Source organism: Prauserella isguenensis, from assembly GCF_014191605.1.
GTDB classification, from domain to species: Bacteria; Actinomycetota; Actinomycetes; order Mycobacteriales; family Pseudonocardiaceae; genus Prauserella; species Prauserella isguenensis.
Map to the genome: position 1 here is coordinate 1,389,030 of NZ_JACHWU010000001.1, position 19,172 is coordinate 1,408,201.

General features: G+C 70.7%; 14 protein-coding genes. 6 read left to right on the forward strand and 8 right to left on the reverse strand.

Annotated features, from left to right (window positions below; translation table 11 throughout):
* Positions 1-78 precede the first annotated feature (78 nt).
* Positions 79-1,053: an o-succinylbenzoate synthase gene (locus FHS23_RS06495; RefSeq protein WP_183649279.1), complete on the reverse strand. Its 975-nt coding sequence runs from the start codon at positions 1,051-1,053 to the stop codon at positions 79-81.
* A gap of 67 nt (positions 1,054-1,120) precedes the next feature.
* On the opposite strand from FHS23_RS06495, the gene FHS23_RS06500 reads away from it, so the two are divergent.
* Complete coding sequence (locus tag FHS23_RS06500; protein ID WP_183649282.1) at positions 1,121-1,699, forward strand: DJ-1/PfpI/YhbO family deglycase/protease; 579 nt, start codon at positions 1,121-1,123, stop codon at positions 1,697-1,699.
* Positions 1,700-1,848: 149 nt separating this feature from the next.
* On the opposite strand, the gene FHS23_RS06505 is transcribed toward FHS23_RS06500, so the two are convergent.
* The 3 genes from FHS23_RS06505 to FHS23_RS06515 all read right to left on the reverse strand — a co-directional run bounded on the left by FHS23_RS06505 (position 1,849) and on the right by FHS23_RS06515 (position 5,428).
* A complete protein-coding gene (locus FHS23_RS06505) occupies positions 1,849-2,751 on the reverse strand; it encodes a DUF72 domain-containing protein (protein WP_183651040.1) in 903 nt (300 codons plus the stop codon).
* A gap of 91 nt (positions 2,752-2,842) precedes the next feature.
* A complete protein-coding gene (locus FHS23_RS06510) occupies positions 2,843-3,646 on the reverse strand; it encodes a DUF4253 domain-containing protein (RefSeq protein ID WP_183649285.1) in 804 nt (267 codons plus the stop codon).
* Positions 3,647-3,781: 135 nt separating this feature from the next.
* Positions 3,782-5,428 (reverse strand): DNA repair helicase XPB, encoded by a 1,647-nt coding sequence (locus tag FHS23_RS06515; protein ID WP_183649288.1) that lies wholly within the window; start codon positions 5,426-5,428, stop codon positions 3,782-3,784.
* 189 nt (positions 5,429-5,617) lie between these two features.
* On the opposite strand from FHS23_RS06515, the gene FHS23_RS22920 reads away from it, so the two are divergent.
* Positions 5,618-9,367 carry a nitrate- and nitrite sensing domain-containing protein gene (locus FHS23_RS22920; protein ID WP_221218971.1) on the forward strand — a complete coding sequence of 1,250 codons (3,750 nt, stop codon included), beginning with the start codon at positions 5,618-5,620 and terminating at the stop codon, positions 9,365-9,367.
* A gap of 39 nt (positions 9,368-9,406) precedes the next feature.
* Here the strand turns inward: FHS23_RS22920 and FHS23_RS06525 are convergent, their stop codons facing one another.
* From FHS23_RS06525 to FHS23_RS06540, 4 genes are read right to left on the reverse strand one after another with little or no spacing between them, the layout of a single operon-like run.
* Positions 9,407-10,345, reverse strand: coding sequence for an ABC transporter ATP-binding protein (locus FHS23_RS06525; RefSeq protein WP_343053684.1), 939 nt, complete (start codon positions 10,343-10,345; stop codon positions 9,407-9,409).
* A gap of 58 nt (positions 10,346-10,403) precedes the next feature.
* Positions 10,404-11,222, reverse strand: a complete 819-nt coding sequence (locus FHS23_RS06530; RefSeq protein ID WP_183649291.1) for an ABC transporter permease — start codon at positions 11,220-11,222, stop codon at positions 10,404-10,406.
* The gene (locus FHS23_RS06535) at positions 11,219-11,989 is read right to left on the reverse strand and encodes an ABC transporter permease subunit (protein WP_183649293.1); all 771 of its coding nucleotides are present in this window, start codon (positions 11,987-11,989) and stop codon (positions 11,219-11,221) included. Before FHS23_RS06535 ends, FHS23_RS06530 begins: the two co-directional genes overlap by 4 nt.
* A 5-nt stretch (positions 11,990-11,994) precedes the next feature.
* On the reverse strand, positions 11,995-13,023 hold the full coding sequence (locus tag FHS23_RS06540) for an ABC transporter substrate-binding protein (RefSeq protein WP_183649297.1): 1,029 nt from the start codon (positions 13,021-13,023) through the stop codon (positions 11,995-11,997).
* A gap of 650 nt (positions 13,024-13,673) precedes the next feature.
* Here FHS23_RS06540 and FHS23_RS23090 point away from each other — a divergent pair.
* From FHS23_RS23090 to FHS23_RS06560, 4 genes are all read left to right on the forward strand, one after another.
* Positions 13,674-17,030: a sensor histidine kinase gene (locus FHS23_RS23090; RefSeq protein ID WP_343053685.1), complete on the forward strand. Its 3,357-nt coding sequence runs from the start codon at positions 13,674-13,676 to the stop codon at positions 17,028-17,030.
* A gap of 3 nt (positions 17,031-17,033) precedes the next feature.
* A complete protein-coding gene (locus FHS23_RS06550; RefSeq protein ID WP_183649300.1) occupies positions 17,034-17,492 on the forward strand; it encodes a roadblock/LC7 domain-containing protein in 459 nt (152 codons plus the stop codon).
* A 180-nt stretch (positions 17,493-17,672) separates the two neighbouring features.
* Positions 17,673-18,485, forward strand: a complete 813-nt coding sequence (locus FHS23_RS06555) for a DUF742 domain-containing protein (protein WP_425501106.1) — start codon at positions 17,673-17,675, stop codon at positions 18,483-18,485.
* The gene (locus FHS23_RS06560; RefSeq protein ID WP_183649307.1) at positions 18,466-19,074 is read left to right on the forward strand and encodes an ATP/GTP-binding protein; all 609 of its coding nucleotides are present in this window, start codon (positions 18,466-18,468) and stop codon (positions 19,072-19,074) included. The genes FHS23_RS06555 and FHS23_RS06560 overlap by 20 nt, the downstream gene beginning before the upstream one ends.
* The last annotated feature ends 98 nt before the right edge of the window (positions 19,075-19,172 follow it).

A 19,172-nucleotide genomic window follows, 5' to 3' on the forward strand; every position in this document is an offset into this window, starting at 1 on the left:
CCGGTGCCGCCCGCGGTCCTGCGAACCTCCGACTCGCCGGCGCCGGGTTCGGCGGGGCGGCGGATCGGGGGCAGCGGGTCAGCGGATCGCGCCGACCCGGCAGAGGCGGTCCTGCCACCAGCGCGTGGTTTCCGGGTCGGCCGAGTGAGCGGCCAGCAGGTCCGGCTCCGGGGCGGTGCGCGGCACCGGAAGCCGACCGGCCACGGGTGACAGCGGCGAGCTCGTCACGTCAGCGGTGAGCAGACTCGCGGTGCCGAGCCCGCAGGCGAACTCGAGCTCGGGCAACGCACCGGCGAGCGCGAGCCCCGCGGCGAGGCCGATGCTGCTGTCGACCGCCGACGACACCACGCACGGCAGGCCGCACGCCTCGGCCACGTCGAGTGCCCGGCGCACACCTCCCAGCGGGGCGACCTTCACCACCGCCACGTCGGCGGCACCGGCCACGGCCACGCGCAGCGGGTCCTCGGCACGCCGGATCGACTCGTCCGCTGCTATCCGCACGTCCACCTTCCGCCGGACCTCGGCGAGCTCGGGCACCGAGGGACACGGCTGTTCGGCGTACTCCAACCCGCCCGCCGCCCGGTCCAGCTCGCCGAGTGCACGGACTGCTGTGTCGACGTCCCACGCGGCGTTCGCGTCCACGCGCACCGCCCCGCGTGGTCCCAGCGCGTCGCGTACCGCTTCGAGCCGGGCGCAGTCGTCGGCGAGCGTCGACCGCGGGTCGGCGACCTTCACCTTCGCCGTGCGGCAGCCCGACGACGAGACCAGTTCGTGAGCGTGGTCCGGCGCGACCACCGGCACTGTCGTGTTGACCTCGATCGAGTCCCGGACCGGCTCGGGCCAGCCGACCCGGCTCGCCTCGACCGCAGCTGCGAGCCACGAAGCCGATTCGGTGTCGTCGTAGTCGCGGAACGGGCTGAACTCGCCCCATCCCGCAGGTCCGCGCAGCAGCACACCTTCGCGCACCGTGATTCCCCGGAACCGGTTCCGCAGGGGGAGCGCGAACACACCGGACGCGTCGACCCCGTTCCCCTTGTCGCTCACACGAACCATTGTCCGACGGAGTTTCGCGGGTCGGCCGGGCCGGGTACGCGCGGACCGAACCGACACGAGAGGAGTGGTGACCGTGACAGGCAGGCTCAGTGGCCGTCGAGTGGCCTTCCTGGTGGCGCCCGAGGGCGTTGAACAGGTCGAGCTGACCAGGCCGTGGAAGGCGGTGCAGGACGCCGAGGGTCTGCCCGAGCTGATCTCGTTCGAGTACGGCGACGTGCAGGCCTTCAACCACCTGGACAAGGCCGATGTGTTCCGTGCCGACAAGCCGGTCTCGGAGGCCTCGGTGGACGACTACGTCGGCCTCGTGCTGCCGGGCGGCGTGGCGAATCCCGATCTGCTTCGCACCGACCCGGCCTCGGTTCGGTTCGTGGGCTCGTTCTTCGACGCGGACAAACCCGTCGCGGCGATCTGCCACGCGCCCTGGACGCTCGCCGAGGCGGGCGTGATCCGGGGCAGGCGGCTCACGTCGTACCCGAGCCTCCAGACGGACCTGCGCAACGCAGGCGCCGAATGGGTGGACGAAGAGGTTGTGATCGACGGGCGGCTGGTGACCAGCCGCAATCCGGACGATCTTCCCGCGTTCTGCGAGAAGATGGTCGAACAGCTGGCCCAGCAGGCGGACCAGGGTCACACCGCACCGGCGTGACCGCGTGGCGCCCGGGTTCGTGTCGTGTCCCAGTCGTGGGCGTCCGCGGCGTAACCCCGGGCGTTCGCAGAGTCGGCGTTCCGGGCGTCCGGCTCCGAGCCGGCCGCCCGGGAGCCGGCGTTCCAGGAGACCGGATCGCAGGAGGCTGGCTACGAAGACTCGCGTTCGGCGGATGAACCGCCGCCGTCCGCGTTCGGCGGTGTGACCTCGACGCCCGCCCTGCGCGCCAGTCGTATCGCGTCGTCGGGTGCCTTCACCTTCTGGTCGTTGTCGAAGTAGACGAACACGTCGCGGGCCCGTCTCGGTGCGGCGCTCGCGACTGTGCGGTCCGAACGCGGTGACTTCCCGGCCCGCCACGCCAGCACCTTCTCGGCCCAGCCATCGAGTTCCGTGTCGGGGTAGCCGCCTGCGTACAGCTGCTCCCAGCCGTGCAGTCGCACGTAGACGAAGTCCGCCGTGACGTCCTCCAGCTGCGGCCATTCGTCCGCGGCGTCGGCGGCGACGAGGCCGATCTCGTGCTCGCGCAGGAGCTGCACGGCCTCGGCCGTGGCGAAGCTCGGGTGTCGTACCTCGAGGGCGTGGCGGAGCGGTCGATCCGTTTCCACGCTCGTCCGGGGCTCGAAACGCACCGTGTGGTGGTCGCGGGCCAGGCGTGCCGCTGCGCCCGTGCTGCGGGGGAGGTGCCGGAAGAAGTCCGCCAGCAGGTCCGGGTCGAACTGCAGGGTCGGCGGCAGCTGCCACAGCAAGGGGCCCAGCTTGTGTTCGAGGGCGGTCACCCCGGAGGCGAAGAAGTTGGCGAGCGGTTCGGTGACCTCGCGCAGCCGCTTCATGTGCGTGATGAAGCGGCCGCCCTTCACCGCGAACACGAAGTCGTCGGGCACCTGCTCGAACCACGCGCGGTACCGCTCGGGCCGCTGGAGCGAGTAGAACGAGCCGTTGATCTCGACGGACCCCATGCGGTTCGCCAGGTACTCGAGTTCGCGGCGCTGCGGCAGGCCCGGCGGGTAGAACCTTCCCCGCCAGGGCGGATAGACCCAACCCGACGTGCCGATCCGCACGGCCGGCGCGTCGCCCCCGCGCCGGGGACCGTCTCGTACTGCCGTGAGTGGCGGCACCCATGTCCCCAGGCTGCCACCGTGGCCCTCACTCCCACCAGAACGTCCACAGCCGGTCGCCGACCAGGCCGCCCGCCACGCCGCTGAGCGTGTCCGGCTGGGCGGTGAACTGGTCGAGGCAGAACGCGCGGTGCTCGGCCGCGAGTAGCTCCGCGCGGTGGCGGGTCTTCGGTGGTGCCGCGACCGACAGTGTCATCTCGTCGTAGCCGAGGCGGATCAGCGTCGCACCGAACCGGTCCTCCCAGCTGCGCAGCACCGTCGACACCAGCTCCGCGCGGTCGGTGGTGCGGAGCATGCCCTGCCAGCCCAGCGCCGCGGGCACGTCGGCGGGCCGGGCGGCCTCGGTGATGCCGAGCCGGTGGCCGCCGCCCGCGACCAGGCGGGAACCGGTGTTGCCGGCCTCGGCCAGCGGGTCCGACTTGCGCGGGGACCGCCGCGCGAGCCCGGGGAACTCGGCACCGAACGGTTCCAGGCACGTGCCGTCGCAGCAGGGCCCGCGCCACCAGGAGCGGAGCACGTCGCCGGGGTCCTCGCGGCCGACGACGTCATCGCTGGGCGCGTCCCAGGGCCGGTCGTCGATCCAGTCCTGCCCGGCCGCCTCGAACCGCGGGTCGTGGGGGATCAGGACCGGCCAGCGGCCCGTGCGCGGAAACGCCGCCACGCAGGCCAGGTACAGCGCGGGGTCGGTGATCGGATCGTCGGACACCCACAGCGCCTGGTGCATACGCCCCGGCGGCAGGGTGAGGTCGGCTGTGCGGTCATCGGTGCGGGCGTTGCCGTGCGTCTCGGTGCCGTGAGTCTCGGTGCTGTTCGTGGTCGCCGATGTGAACATGACCCGAACGCTAGTTCGACCCACCGACAGTTCCGGCCCGAGTGTCGACCCGAGCGCTTCGGCGTCACTCGAACGGATGATCGAGTGATCCGCCCGCCGTGGGTCGGCGCTCGGGCCGGGTGGAGCGACGCCGACCTACAGCGGGCGCAGCAGGTCGTCGGAGTCGATGATGCGGTAGGCGTAGCCCTGCTCGGCGAGGAACCGCTGCCGGTGCGCGGCGTAGTCGGTGTCGACCGTGTCGCGTGCGACCACCGAGTAGAAGTGGGCCTGCCTGCCGTCCTCCTTCGGGCGCAGCAGCCTGCCGAGGCGCTGGGCCTCCTCCTGGCGGGAACCGAACGTGCCCGACACCTGGATCGCCACCGAGGCCTCCGGCAGGTCGATCGAGAAGTTCGCGACCTTCGACACCACGAGCTTCGTGATCTCGCCGCGCCGGAACCGGTCGAACAGCGCCTCGCGCTCCTTGTTCTTCGTCGACCCCTGGATCACCGGTGCGTCGATGGCCTCGCCCAGCTCCTCGAGCTGGTCCAGGTAGGCGCCGATGACCAGCGTGGGCTGGTCCTCGTGCGCGTCGACGATGTTCTTGATGACGGCCGTCTTCGTGTGTGCCGTCGAGGCGAGCCGGTAGCGCTCCTCGGCGTCGGCGGTCGCGTACGCCAGCCGTTCCCCTTCGGTGAGCGTCACGCGGACCTCGATGCAGTCCGCGGGTGCGATCCACCCCTGTGCCTCGATGTCGCGCCACGGCACGTCGAAGCGCTTCGGCCCGATCAGCGAGAACACGTCACCCTCGCGGCCGTCCTCGCGCACCAGCGTCGCGGTGAGCCCGAGGCGACGGCGGGACTGCAGGTCGGCGGTCATTCGGAACACGGGCGCGGGCAGCAGGTGCACCTCGTCGTAGACGACGAGGCCCCAGTCGCGGGAGTCGAACAGTTCGAGGTGCTTGTACTCGCCCTTCGACTTGCGGGTGATGACCTGGTAGGTAGCGATCGTGACCGGGCGGATCTCCTTCTTCTCGCCCGAGTACTCGCCGATCTCGTCCTCGGTCAGCGACGTCCGCGCGACGAGCTCGCGCTTCCACTGCCTGCCCGCGACCGTGTTGGTGACCAGGATCAGCGTCGTGGCCTGCGCCTGCGCCATCGCGGCCGCCCCGACCAGGGTCTTACCCGCGCCGCACGGCAGTACGACCACGCCGGAGCCGCCCGCCCAGAACGAGTCGGCCGCCTGCTGCTGGTACTCGCGCAGCGACCAGTCGTCCTCCTCGAGGGACATCGGGTGCGCCTCGCCGTCGACGTAGCCTGCGAGGTCCTCGGCGGGCCAGCCCACCTTGAGCAGGGCCTGCTTGAGACGGCCACGTTCCGACGGGTGGACGGCGACCGTGTCCTCGTCGACCTGCATGCCCAGCATCGGCTTGATCTTCTTGCTGCGCTGGACCTCGGCGAGCACGGCGCGGTCCGTCGTGGTCATCACGAGGCCGTGTGCCGGGTGGTTGTGGATCTGCAGCCTGCCGAACCGGCCCATCGTGTCGACGATGTCGATCAACAACGGCTGCGGCACGGGGAAACGGGAGTAGGTGGTGAGCGCGTCGACCACCTGCTCGGCGTCGTGACCCGCGGCGCGTGCGTTCCACAGCGCCAGCGGGGTGATGCGGTAGGTGTGCACGTGTTCGGGGGCGCGTTCCAGTTCGGCGAACGGCGCGATCGCGATCCGCGCGTCACCCGCCTGCTCGTGGTCGATCTCGAGCAGCACGGTCTTGTCCGACTGGACGATCAGGGGGCCATCACTCACGTCTCCCTTTATACGTTCCTCTTCGGCGAGGTTGGGCCGTCCGGTGGGCAGGCCGCCCTCGTACTGGAACCTGACAGGGGGACGCAATACCATCGCCGGGCGTAACGTCGGCCATTGCCGGAGGGGACCGCGGTTCACCCGGTGTGGCTACGATCCGAGTGTCTTTCGCGTTGATATGAAGGAAGTCCGTTGCCCCGTCGCAGCCAGGCCCCCAGGGACGAAGCGGCGGACATCCAACGGTCCGGTGGCCGCTGGCGGTTGCGCAACTGGCGGCTGAGGACACGGCTGCTCGCCGCTCTCCTCGTGCCGATACTGGCGATGTTGGGTTTCGCCGGGCTGCGCGTCGAGTCGAACCTCTCGGAGGCGGGCGATTTCGCGGCGGCGACCGAGCGCGTCCGGGTCGACGACACCGTCGCGAACCTGGTCCACGAACTGCAGCGGGAGCGCGACCTGACCGTCCGGTACGTCGCCGGGGGACGGCAGGGACGGCCCGTAGAGGTGCTCGGCCAGCGGGAACGGGTCGACACCGCCAGGGGCGACTTCGAGAAGACGCTCACCGCGGCCCGGCCCGAGCTGCCGGACGAGGCGGTCGAGGACTTCCGGCAGTGGGAACGCGGGCTCGAGGGGCTCGCCGACGCGCGCTACGCCGGTCAGCACTCGCAGCAGTCGGCTGGGCAGGTGCTGGCGGCTTACAACGAGTTCGTCGCCGGGCTGCTCGACCTCGGCGGTCAGGCGTCGGTCGACACCGCGGACCGCGAACTGGCACGCACGTACCTGGCCGCGGGTGCGGTCGCGCGGGTGAAGGACGCGCTGTCGATCCGCCGGGCGCTCGTGGCCCAGGCGCTCGCCTCGGGAGCGGCGCCGCCGGAGCTGATGCGCGGGCTCGCGGGTGCGGACGTGCAGGTCGCGGACGCGAGGAACAACTACGCCAAGTTCGCGACGCCTGCCCAGCAGCGGTTGCTCGACGACGAACTGAACCCGCGCGTCGAGGCTACGTCCGGAGTCGTCACCGCGGTGCTCAACGGCGACCCGGCGGCGGACCCGGCCGGGTGGGATCGGCAGGCCACGCAGGCGGTCGACGCGGCGAAGCGTGCGGAGGACGCGCTGCGCGACGACGTGCGCGATCGGTCGACGACCCTGGCCTCGGAAGCACGGTCGGACGCACTGATCGACGGTGCCGTGATCCTCGGCGTGCTGCTGCTCGCGGGCCTGCTCGCGGTCGCCATCACGCGGTCCCTGCTGCGTCCGCTGCGCACGCTGCGCAACAGCGCGCTCGACGTCGCCCACTACCGGTTGCCCGAGGCGGTCAAGGGCATCCTGGCCGACCCGGACCCGCGGCCGGAGGACGCGCACCGCCGGTGCGTCGAACCGGTCCGCGTGTACAGCCGGGAGGAGCTCGGCCAGGTCGCACGGGCTTTCGACGCCGTCCACGGCCAGGCCGTCCGGCTGGCGGGTGAGCAGGCGATGCTGCGCGAGAACGTCAACTCGATGTTCGTGAACCTCTCCCGGCGCAGCCAGGACCTCGTCGAGCGGCAGCTGACGGTGCTGGACCGCATGGAGGAACACGAACAGGACCCCGACGTCCTCGGCGGCCTGTTCGAACTCGACCACCTCGCGACGCGCATGCGCCGCAACAGCGAGAACCTGCTCGTGCTGGCCGGCCAGGACGTGGGGAGGCCGTTGCCGGGCGCCGTCGCGGCCGAGGAGATCATCGGCGCGGCACTGTCGGAAGTCGAGCACTACCAGCGCATCAGCGTGGCCGCGACGCCGCAGATCGGGGTCAGGGGCGAGATCGTCGGCGACCTGGTGCACGTGATCTCCGAACTGTTCGAGAACGCCACCGACTACTCGCCGGACGAGTCGCCCGTGTCGGTCGTCAGCGCCGTCACGCAGGACGGCGAGTGGCGGATCGACATCACCGATCGCGGTGCGGGCATGCCCGAGGCGGAGATCCAGCGGGCGAACACGCGGCTGGCCGAGGTACCGGACGTCGACGTCGAAGTGTCCCGGCGCATGGGCCTGTACGTCGTCGCGCGCCTGGCTCGGCAGCACGACATCCGAGTGTGGCTGTCGGCCGCGGATCTGATGGGCCTGACCGCGACCGTTCTCGTGCCCTCCGCGCTCGTGCGGCGGGCGGATGCCTCACCCCAGGAGTCGCCGGTCGCGCTCGAGGAGCCGGCGGAGCAGCACCAGGCGCAGCAGCAGGGCCGGTCGTCGTCGGTGGTGTTCCGGCCGGAGCCGCCGCGCCGTCCCGCGACCGCGCTGCCGTCGGAACCCGAACCGTCCGAGCCGCTCGCACCCGCGGACGAGCCCGCCGACGGCCCGGCGAGCGCGCCCGTGGCCCCGCGGGGTTCCGGACAGCCGCCCCCGCGCGAGTCCGTCGCCGAACTGTTCGCCGATCCGTACGCCGACGCGGACACGTTCGGCAAGCCGGTCGACGTGCCGGATCCGGGGCCGCTCCCCGAACCGGCCGTCACCGCTGAACCGGCCGCCACCGCGGAGCCGGCCGTCACCGGGGACTCCGGCGGCACCGCGGAGCCGGCAGCGCTGCAGGAGCAGGACGCTTCGGGGGCGGAGGAACCCGCGCCCGTGTTGCCACGGCGCAGGCCTGCGGTCTCGGAGATCCTGGGCGACGACCACGCCGGCGCCACCGGCGACAGGAACCGCCCCGACGATGTCGTCGCGCCCGCGGGGCCGGGCGTCGCCGATCGGGCCGGCGAAGCCGGGACCGCACCCGTCGAGGTTGCGGCAGGCGAATACGCGCAGGCACACGGCAACCTGCCGGGAGCCGACCGCGTGGACGGCGCCGCCGGTGCGGTACAGCCCGCGGCGCCGTGGCGGCCGGTGCGGCGTCCCGGTGCGGCGCCCACCGCTGACGATTCGCTCACCGAGGAGATCCCCCGCGTCGCGGGTGGCTCGGAGACCGGGCGTGCCGCGGCGTTCGGTACCCGTGAGGCGGACTGGGACGAGGGCAGCGGTGCCGCCTCGACAGCGGCCCGGCTGCCGGCTCCGGAGTCGGCCGCCGAGGTCACCGACGGACTGACCGCACCCGTGCCCACGGTCGGTGCGGTCCCGGTCGAGGCGGAACCGGACGGCCGACCCGCCGACGCAGTTGACGGCGCCGCGGCGGAACACGCGCCTGCGCCGGGTGCGCACACTCCCGCCGAACGGCCCGCAGGCGACGGTTCGGCGGCGGGGCTGGCGGCGCGGCCGCACCGCGAACCGGAGCTCGAGCCCGCCGAACAGACCGACGTGTCGGCGTTGGGCCCGGGGCCGACCTGGCCGATGCGCGACGGCGACGAACCCGCCGCGGCACCCACACCGCACTCCCTGCCGCAGCCCGAGGCCCCGGCCGGTCCCGACACGTCCGCGGACGACGGGTCCGGCGACGAGCCCACCGATCGGATGGCCGTCTACCGGCGCCTCATGACGCGGTGGTTCGAGCCGGACGGGGATCCACACGACTGGCTCCTCGACTCCACGGGCGAGGACGGTTCCGCGCGTAGCGTCATCGCCGGCCAGGCCGGTGCGACGTCCCACGACTCCGGACCGCACGGTCGCTCCCGCAACGGTGCCGGCGCCGACGGTCCGGGGACACACGGTTCTGGGACGAACGGTGCGGGTCGGGGCGTTCCCGGCCACGCGGGTGCCGCTCCTGGTGGTTCCCACAGCGGACTAGACCACGACGGACTCGACCACAGCGGTGCCGACCACAGTGGCGCCGATCACGGCGGACTCGACCACAGCGGTGCCGTGCCGGCGGGTTCGGCGGCCGCTCGTCCCACCGGCGACGGCGGTGACCGCAACGGGCGCGACGCCGACGGCGTGCAGCGGCGAGCGCCCGCGTTCATCGACAGGTCGCCCGAGGCGATTCGCGAACGGATGTCGGGACTGCAGCGGGCCACGGCACGCGCCAGGCACGCCCGCACCCACCGCTGAGCGGACGCTCCCGCCCACCGGCGCGGGAGCGTCAGGCGCTCAGCTCCGCGCCGTGGCCGTCTCGTCGGACGATTCGGCGGTCCCGTGGGTCTCCGTGAATCGGTCCGAACCCGCACCGGAACCCGCGTCCGTCCGGGCGCCCGCAGCGTCCCCGGACTCGCCCGCTGCATGCGCCGCGTCCGTCGTGTCCGCTTCGCCGGTGCGCTGCACCTGCGGGCTCTGCAACAGCCGGGCCACCTCGCTGCGCAGGGAGACGAACTGCTCGGACTCGCGGGTGGTGATCTGGTCGCGGTCGGCGGGCAGAGCGATGTCCAGGTCCGCCACGATCGCCGCGGGCGACTTCGACAGCACCAGCACGCGGTCGGCGAGGTAGACGCTCTCGTCGATGTCGTGGGTGACCAGCAGGATCGTGCTGCCCAGTTCGCGCTGCACCCGGCGCGTCAGATCCTCCAGCTCACCGCGGGTCTGGGCGTCCACCGACGCGAAGGGTTCGTCCATCAGCAGCAGCGCGGGCCTGCTGACCAGCGCCCGCGCGATGGACACGCGCTGCTGCATGCCACCGGAGAGCTGCCACGGGTATTTCTTACCGACGCCGGACAGGCCCACCGACTCGAGGACCTCCTCGGCGCGGCGCTTCCGATCGGCTTTCGGCACCTTCTGCCAGCGCAGCGGGAACTCGACGTTCTTCGCCACGGTCAGCCAAGGGAACAGCGAACGGCTGTAGTCCTGGAACACCACGGCGAGGTCGTCGGGTACGCCCGACACCTCGTCGCCGTGCAGCCGGACCGAACCACCCGTCGCGGGGATGAGGCCGGAGATGCAGCGCAGCAGGGTCGACTTGCCGCAACCGGACGGGCCGACGATGCACGCCAGCTGTCCGGACTCGATGGTGAACGTCAGGTCCCGCACGGCGACATGCGCGCGCTCACCCTGGCCGTACTGGTGGGTGAGGCCGGAAACCTCGAGCATGGTCGACACGGTCAGCCTCCTACGGGCGCGTCACAGGTCGGTGTCACGGGACGGACGTCGTGGGCGTTCACGCGTCGTCCTCGCGGGCGGGCTGCCAGCCGAGCACGAGCCGCTCGACCGCCAGCAGAGCGCTGTTGAGTGCGTAGCCGAGCGCACCGAGCAGCAGCACCCAGAACCACATCTCGGTGTACTGGACGGTCGACTGCGTCGTGGAGATGCGCAGGCCGATGCCGCTGCCGCCGACGATCTCGGCCACCACCATGAGCAGGATGGCGATCGACAGGCTCAGCCGCAGTCCGGCGAAGATCTTCGGCATCGCCGCGGGTAGCACGATCATGCCGAGCCAGTACCGCCGCGGGGTGCCGAGCGAGCGCGCGGTGTCGATCTTGACCTGGTCGACCGAGCGCACGCCGTCGACCGTGTTCAGCACGATCGGCCACAGCGTCGAGAACACGATCGCCGCGATCTCCATCTGCTTGCCGATGCCGAACATCACCATGAAGGCGGGCATCAGCGTCACGGGCGGGACGGAACGCAGGAACGAGATCAGCGTTCCGCAGTAGTCCATCGCCCAGCGGGATCGCCCGAGTGCGGTGCCGAGCGCGACGCCGAGTGCCGCGGAGAAGGCCCACGCGCCGAGGGCGGTCGCGAGGCTCGGCAGCACGATGTCGAACACGGCGTCGCCCAGCATCAGCCGCCAGGCCGGGCCGGACAGCAGGATGTCGGCACCGGTGCCGAGGATCGCCGTCATCCGCGGGAAGTAGACGGTGTCCGCGCCGAGGGCGATCAGCTCCCAGGCCGACAGCGCCAGGGCGAACACGAGCCAGGTCACCGCGGCCGAGCCGAGGATGCGTCCGCGCTTGGCGGCGACCGTCGGGGCGCTCATCGTGTGGCCCTTTCCTCGGTGTCGGCCCAGCGGAACAGCTTCCTGCCGCCGCCGACGAGCGCGGAGTTGATCGCCCAGCCGGCCAGGCCCGCGAGCACGGTGCCCGCCATGACCTGATCGAGGTGGCCGTTGTTCATACCGCCTTCGAGGATGTACCGGCCGAGCCCGATCTCCGACGCCGCGATGTACTCGACGCTGATGACCGCGATCAGTGCGATGGACGCCGCCACGCGGACACCGGTGAAGATGAACGGCGCGGCGTGGGGCAAAGCCACCCAGGTGAGTGACTGCCTTCGGTTGGCTCCTGCGGCTCTGGCGGAGTCGAGCAGGACGGGGTCGATCTCACCGAAGGCGTAGATCGTGTTGAACAGGATCGGCCACATCGCCGCGTACACGGCGAGCGTGATCTTGGCGTCGGGGCCGCTGCCGATGGTCACCATGACCAGCGGGACCAGGGCGACGGCGGGGATCGGACGGAGGAACTCGATGAGCGCCCGGCTGGCCGACTGCACCGCAGGCACGCTGCCCAGGAGCAGCCCGGCGGGCACGCCGACGGCGATGGCGACGCCGAGCGAGATCAGCCAGGCCAGCAGGGTCGCGATGACGGCGAGCAGGAACTCCTGCTGCCCCAGCAGGGTCACGAAGGTCGTGGCGACCTCGCTGGCGGGAGGAACCCAGTAGTCCGGCAGCACACCGGCCTGCACGGCGATCTCCCAGAGAAGGAAGAACCCGAGCAGGCCGGTGAGACCTTTGGCGAATGTGCGCACGCCGGTTACTTGGCCGAGTCGTCCCCGCCGGTGTCCGGCGGGACGATCATGTCCTTGACGTCGATCTTCTCGTTGATGGCGCCGCGGTCGACCATGAGGTCGGGGACCCGCTGGATGCGTTCGGGGTCGAGGCTGCTCTCGAAGGTCAGCAGCGTCGTCATCGGCGCGATGTCCTCGGGCAGGCCGATGTCCTTGACGAGGATCGGGTCGATGACCTTGGTGCGATCGGCGGTCTCCGCCTCGTTGCTGGCCTTGACCATGGCGCGCTGGAACGCGGCGACCGTCTTCGGGTTCTCCTCGGCGAAGCCGGCGGTGGTGCCGTAGCCGGCCATCGGCAGGTCCTTCAGTGGCCCGGTCATCGGGTCCCACCGCGACTCGGCGCCGATCTGCTGCTGGTTCATGGCGATGAACGGGTCCGGGAAGAAGGCGGCGTCGATGCTCTTGCCGAGGCCCTTCGCCGTGGTGCTGAATCCGGCGGGCTTCCAGTTGACCTTGTCGAGATCGACGTCGTTGGCCTCGGCCCACGCCTTGGTGAGGATGTCGGCCAGGGTGTCGGGCGGGGTCACGCCGACCGTCTTGCCCTCGAGGTCCTTCGGCTCCTCGAGCGGCGAGTTCTTCGGGACCATGATCGCGTTGGACTTCGGCGCCGCGGACGAGGCGTCGGCGATCAGTTTGAGGTCCATGTCGCCGGCGGCCTGGTGCGAGAAGAAGCCGGTGTAACCCGAATAGATGATGTCGACCTCGCCCGAGTTGAGCTTGTTGAAGCCCTTGTCGGCGCTGTCGACCTTGATCGGGTTGACCTTGAGGCCCTCGTCGGCGAAGTAGCCCTCCTTGCGGGCGAGGTGGAACGCGGCGAGGTCGATCGTGCCCTGGATCGAGACGTTGATCTTCGACTTCTCGACCTGGGAGTTGCCGCCGTCCTCGTCATCCGAACCGCCGAGCAGACCGCAGCCACTGATGGAGGCGAACACGGCGAGGCCGGCGGTGAGCGCGGCGAGACGCCGACCGCCCGCGCGGCGTAGTGATGGGCGCAAGGCAACTCCTCGTGGGACTAGATAATGGTGTGGGGTGACCACATGGCGCAGGCCTGCGAGGATCGCTGGTCTGCACCGGGCGCACCGACGATGCGCGTCCACTGTATTAACCCGGCAAAGCGATCACAACGGGTGCTCAATACGAATGACTGGGTGTTGGATATCACCCTCCCGGCACTGAGTTGGATTATGAAAGACTACTGAACGTGTTCCCGGAGTTCGGGTTATAGGGCAGAGAAGTGAACACTGAGTAACCGGATGGTGGGTTTCGCCCTGTTCTAACCTGAGAGGGTTACGTGCTAACAGGTCGTTCGCTACTCTCTGCCTCTGCCCACCCGGGAATCGGGTTGCACGCTCACTGAAATGAGTGTCGGTCGGCGACGAGGGATCGAAGATCCCGCGACGGGGGGAAGGCCGTTGAGGGGTAGACGACGATGCGTCGAGTCGAGCTGCAGCACTCATCCGGTAGGCGTACGTACTGAGCGGGTGCACCCGCGAGGCGTCGGAGCGGGACGCTCCGGCGCGGCGGTCGGTCGCCACCGCCGTCGCTGGTGCACCGGGTCCCCGGGCCGGCAGGTCCTGGTCGGGACGGCAAATCGGCAGGAGCCGTAGGAAATCGGCGGGAGCCGTAGGGCTCGAACTTTGGGAGTGTGCTCGTAGTGCTCGACGAGAAGGCGGAGGGAGGGCAGGCCGGCGGCGACGGCCCGGACGGCCCGACCGCCGAGGCGACTGCCTCCCCGTCGGCCGCCGGCAGCGCCGGCAGCGGCGGTTCCGGACGCGGTCTGCGTAACTGGCGGCTGCGGTCCAAGCTCGCCCTGATCCTGATCATTCCCACGGTCACCGCGCTCGTGCTCGCGGGCCTGCGCGTGTACGAGTCCCTCGACCGGGCGGGTCAGCTCGAGCAGACCGCCGACCAGGTGCAGCTCGCCGACCAGATCAGCGACGTCGTCCACCAGCTCCAGATCGAGCGCGAGCACGCGGTGCTCAAGCTCGGCGCGGGCCCCGGCGACGCCGAACGGACGAACCTGTTCAACGCCCAGGTGCAACAGGTCGACACCGCGGTGGGACGCCTGAACGCTCTGGCGGAGGACCTCGCCGTCGACGACCCTGCGATGCAGGCGCGCTACGAGGCGGGCGTGAACCGGCTCGGCGTGCTCGACTCCATGCGCCAGGCCGTCGCCGAGGGCGCGATGACCCCGCGCACCCTGCTCGACCAGTACACGCTGCTCATCACGGGACTGGTCCAGCTCGACCGAGAGGTCACGACCGCGATCAGCGATCGCGACATGCTCCGCGACAGCAACGCGATCCACGCGCTGTCGGAGACCAAGGAGAACATCTCCCTCGAAGGCGCCATCGTCGCGCTCGCAGCACAGCAGAACGACTTCCCGCGGTACATGCTCGAGGACGCCAAGGACGCCATGGCCAGTGGCGAGTCGGCGTCCGAGGACTTCAACGCCTACGCCTCGCTGCAGCAGCGGCAGTACTTCACCGACACCGTGTCCGCCCCGGAGATCGACCGCAGGCAGATGCAGCGGGACCAGGCCTTCGCGCGCGTCGAGAACGGTGAACCGCCGCAGATCAACCAGCAAGAGTTCGTCAACGACCTCGCCGTCACGCGTGACAACTACCGAGAGGCCGAGTCCGGGCTGCTGAGCGACCTGGAGGAGCAGTCGAGCGCCCTCGCGGGCGACACGACGTTCGCCGCCTGGCGTGACGCCGCCATCGTGGCCGTCGCCCTGATCGCCGCGCTGGCACTGATGCTCTACGTGTCGCGCTCGATGCTGGCGCCGCTGCGGACGCTGCGGGAGAACGCACTGGAGGTGGCGTACGTCCGGCTGCCGGAGACCGTGCGCCGCATCCTCGCCGATCCGAACCCGATGGAGGCGTCCCGCAAGGGCATCAGCCCGGTGCCGGTCGATACCAAGGAGGAGATCGGCGAAGTCGCCCGGTCGTTCGACGTGGTGCACGAACGCGCAGTCCGCATGGCCGCCGAGCAGGCGCTCCTGCGTGAGAACGTCAACGGCATCTTCGTCAACCTCTCGCGCCGCAGTCAGCGGCTCGTGGAACGCCAGCTCGGCGTGATCGACAGCCTCGAATCCGACGAGCAGGACCCGGACCAGCTGTCGCATCTGTTCGAGCTCGACCACCTCGCGACGCGGCTCCGCCGCAACGGCGAGAGCCTGCTGGTGCTCTCGGGTGCGGGCCTGTCGAAGTCCATGGCCAAGCCCGTGCCCGCTGCCGATGTCGTCGGTGCCTCGGTGTCGGAGATCGAGCAGTACGCCCGCGTCGAGGTCGGCAGCGTGCCGGAGGCCGCGGTGCACGGCCGTGCCGTCAACGACCTGGTACACCTGCTGGCCGAACTGCTCGACAACGCGACGTACTTCTCCGAGCCGGACACGAAGATCAGCGTGCGGGCCGCCGTGACGCGCAAGCGTTCGCTCGCCATCCAGATCACCGACCGCGGTGTGGGCATGAGCGAGGAGCAGCTCGCCGAGGCCAACGAGCGGCTCGCCGACCCGCCGGACCTGGACGTGTCCGTGACCCGGCGCATGGGCCTGTACGTGGTCGCGCGCCTGGCCCAGCGACACGGTATCGACGTCCGTCTCCGTGAGAACGAGGACATCGAGGGCGGTGTGGTCGCCCGGGTCGTCGTGCCGCGGGAACTGCTCACGGACGCGCCCGGTGGTCCGCAGGGAATCGCAGCTGCGGTGGGTGGTCAGCACAACGGTTCGTACGCGGGTGTGCCCGCGGCGGCGGAACTGCCGATGCGGCGGCTCGACCACACCGACGAGCCCGTCGCCGGTTCCGCTGCCCGGCCGACCAGCGCGTTCGAACCAGCACAGTCGTTCGACGACCGGTGGCCGAGTGCCGAGGACGTCCCGGAGGACGCCTCCGAACTCGACTACCTGTCCGGGGCCCCGCAGGGCGCCGACTCGGCGACCACCGTCATGCCCGCGGCGAGCCCGTCCACGGGCGGCGAGGACCAGCAGGGGCTGACCCCGCTCGACCAGCCGATCAGCCTCGACGACCTGGTCGGCGGTCCGAACAAGGCTGCCGGTCCGTTCGTCAGTCCGGAGGAACGGGAACCGGACGCGCTGCCGAAGCGCACCCCCGGGGAGACGACCGGCTCCGTCCGGCCCTCCTGGCCACCGCAGCAGCCCGCGGGCGGCAACGGCGATGGCAACGGCAACGGCGATGGCAACGGCAACGGCACCGGCAACGGCAGGCTGGACACGACAGGCGAGGCCGCGCCCGGTGCCGGTACGGTGCCGGAGGACAACCCGCTCGCGCTGCCGCAACGGGAGCCGCGCTACGTGTCTCCGGAAACGGCGGCCGGTCCCGGAACGTCGCAGGGGGCGGCCGGCAACGGGACCACGGGCGCCGCAGATGCCGCAGCCGCGGCAGGTGGGGCACAGTCCGGAACCGAGAGTGCGGCGCTGGAGGAAGAAGCGCCGACGAAGCGGCTGCCGATCTACCAGTCGGTGCTGTCGCGCTGGTTCAGCGAGGAAGACGAGAATGTGCCGGAGGCAGGGGCCGGCGACCAGACCAGCGACGTCGCGGATGCAGACACCGCACGCGCCGGGGATTCCTCCGGTGGCGCCTCCGCCGGAGGAGTACAGGAGGACTGGCGGAGCGTGTCGGACACCGGTTGGGAAGCGGCACAGTCGCTGCTCGAGCCGAAGGGCGAGGAGATCACGACAGCGGGCCTGCCCAAGCGGGTGCCGAACGCGTACCTCGTGCCGGGCTCGGTCACGGAGGCGAGTGACGCGACCCCCGCCCCCAGCGCGGCTGCGGAGACCGCCCCGGCGGCCCCGCCCGTCGCGACGGAGAAGCCCGCCGTGTCGCGGTCGGCCGAGGCCGCCCGAAACCGCATGGCCTCGTTCCAGCGCGGCTTCACCAGCGGCAGGCATGCACTGAAAGAACAACCGGATCAAACAGGCACACAGTCCGAGGCCGAGTCGAACGGTTCGACCGACAACGGCGTTCACGGGGCGAAGGAGTAAGAGTTGACACGCGCTGGTTCGATGCAGCCGGGTACGCCCCGGCAGGGCAATTCCGGCCAGGCCGGGAGCTTCGCCTGGCTCATCACCGACTTCGTGCACCGGGTCCCCGGCGTCGCACATTCCGTGGTCGTGTCCGCGGACGGGCTGCTGCTGGCCTCCTCGAAGGGCCTGCCGAAGGACCGTGCCGACCAACTCGCCGCGGTTGCGTCCGGACTGACGTCCCTGGCACGCGGTGCCGCCCAGGTCTTCGAGGGCGGCCCGGTGGCCCAGACGGTCGTCGAGATGGCCAACGGTTTCCTGTTCCTGATGTCGGTCTCCGACGGCTCCTGCCTCGCCGTGCTCGGTGCGCCGGACAGTGACATCGGCCTGGTCGTGTACGAGATGACGTTGCTGGTCGACCGCGTCGGCCAGCAGATGACCCCGGAACTGCGAGCCCAGCTGCAGGGAAGCACCCGCCGGTGAGCTCACCGTCACCAGGACTTGGCGCGAGGCTGCCGATGATGTATCCACCGACAGTGAGCACACACTGAGGAGACCGCCGTGGATTCCGGGCACTCACGAGGTGATCGACGGTGGGACCGGGGGCAACAACCCCGCCCGCCGGACGAGCAGGACGGTCGCGCCGACGAGGCGTGGCGGCCGATCAGACCAAGCAAGCGGGTGGACCGCGGCAGCGACTGGCTGTACCCCTCCGACGAGGAAGCGGGCGATCCCGCCGACTTCAGCGTGTCCGAGTACCGGGAACGGCTGTTGGGTGGCCCCGGCTCGGAGCTCTACGGCTCGCACGACGTACCGCACCGCGACAGCGGCCCGCCCGAACGCGAGCACCCGGATTTCAGCAGCGGCTACCACGTCCCGTACGCGGAGAACTCTCTGAGCGGACCAAACGAGTTCGCCCGCGACTTCGACCGCTACGATGACGACTTCGGTCGCGGCCCCGCCGACACCGGCGAGTGGCGTACCGGCGACTTCGGCACCGGACGGTTCCCGCCCGTCGACGACGGGTTCCGCCCGTCGCCCGTACCCCGCCAGTCGTCGGGCGACACGTTCGGACCGCAGCGGATCGACCTGGGAGGCTCCGGACCGGTGCCCGAGGAAACACCGTCCGAGAGCTCCGGACTGGTCCGGCCGTACTTCCGGACGAAAGGCCGCACCCGGCCGAGCCAGGACCTCGCCATCGAGACACTGATCTCGACGTCCGAGCGGGGCAGGCGGCTCGACGGGGTGCGCGTGCCGGAACACAAGCACATCTGCGGGCTCTGCCTCGACACCAGGTCGGTCGCCGAGGTGGCCGCCCTGCTGAAGATGCCGCTCGGCGTGGTGCGGGTTCTGGTAGGTGACGTTGCCGGTCTGGGCCTGGTGCTGGTGCACTCCCCGAACACGAACACCATGGTGGGCGACCGGCCCAGTATCGAATTCATGGAAAGGGTTCTCAGTGGCCTTCGGCGAATTTGATTCCGACACAGCTGCGCCTGCCGCTGGGGGACCCACGTCCTCGACGAAGATCGTGGTCGCGGGTGGTTTCGGCGTCGGAAAGACGACCCTGGTCGGTGCGGTGTCGGAGATCGACCCGCTGACGACCGAGGCGTCGATGACCGAGGCGAGCGTGTCGGTGGACGATCTGTCCGCGACGCCGCAGAAGGCGACCACCACGGTCGCCATGGACTTCGGCCGGATCTCGCTGGACTCGGACCTCGTGCTGTACGTCTTCGGCACGCCGGGCCAGCACCGGTTCTGGTTCATGTGGGACGACCTGGCGAAGGGCGCCATCGGCGCGGTCGTCCTCGTCGACACGCGGCGGTTGGCGGACGCGTTCCCGTCGATCGACTTCTTCGAGAACCGCAAGTTGCCGTACATCGTGGCCATCAACTGCTTCGACCGGCTGCTGCACCACTCGATCGAAGACGTCCGGCACGCGCTGACGATCTCGCCGTCCGTGCCGATCATGGCCTGTGACGCGCGGCAGCGGGACTCCGCCAAACAGGTGCTCATCTCCGTCGTGCAGCACGCCATCGCCCACGACTCCGCCCTCCAGGCCGGTTGACGGGAAAAGTCATACGGGCTGTGTGGCGGTGCGGGTAGCAGAACCTCAGGCTCACCCGCCTGGCCGGCCACGCCCCATGGAGCGCTTCGCCGGCTGGG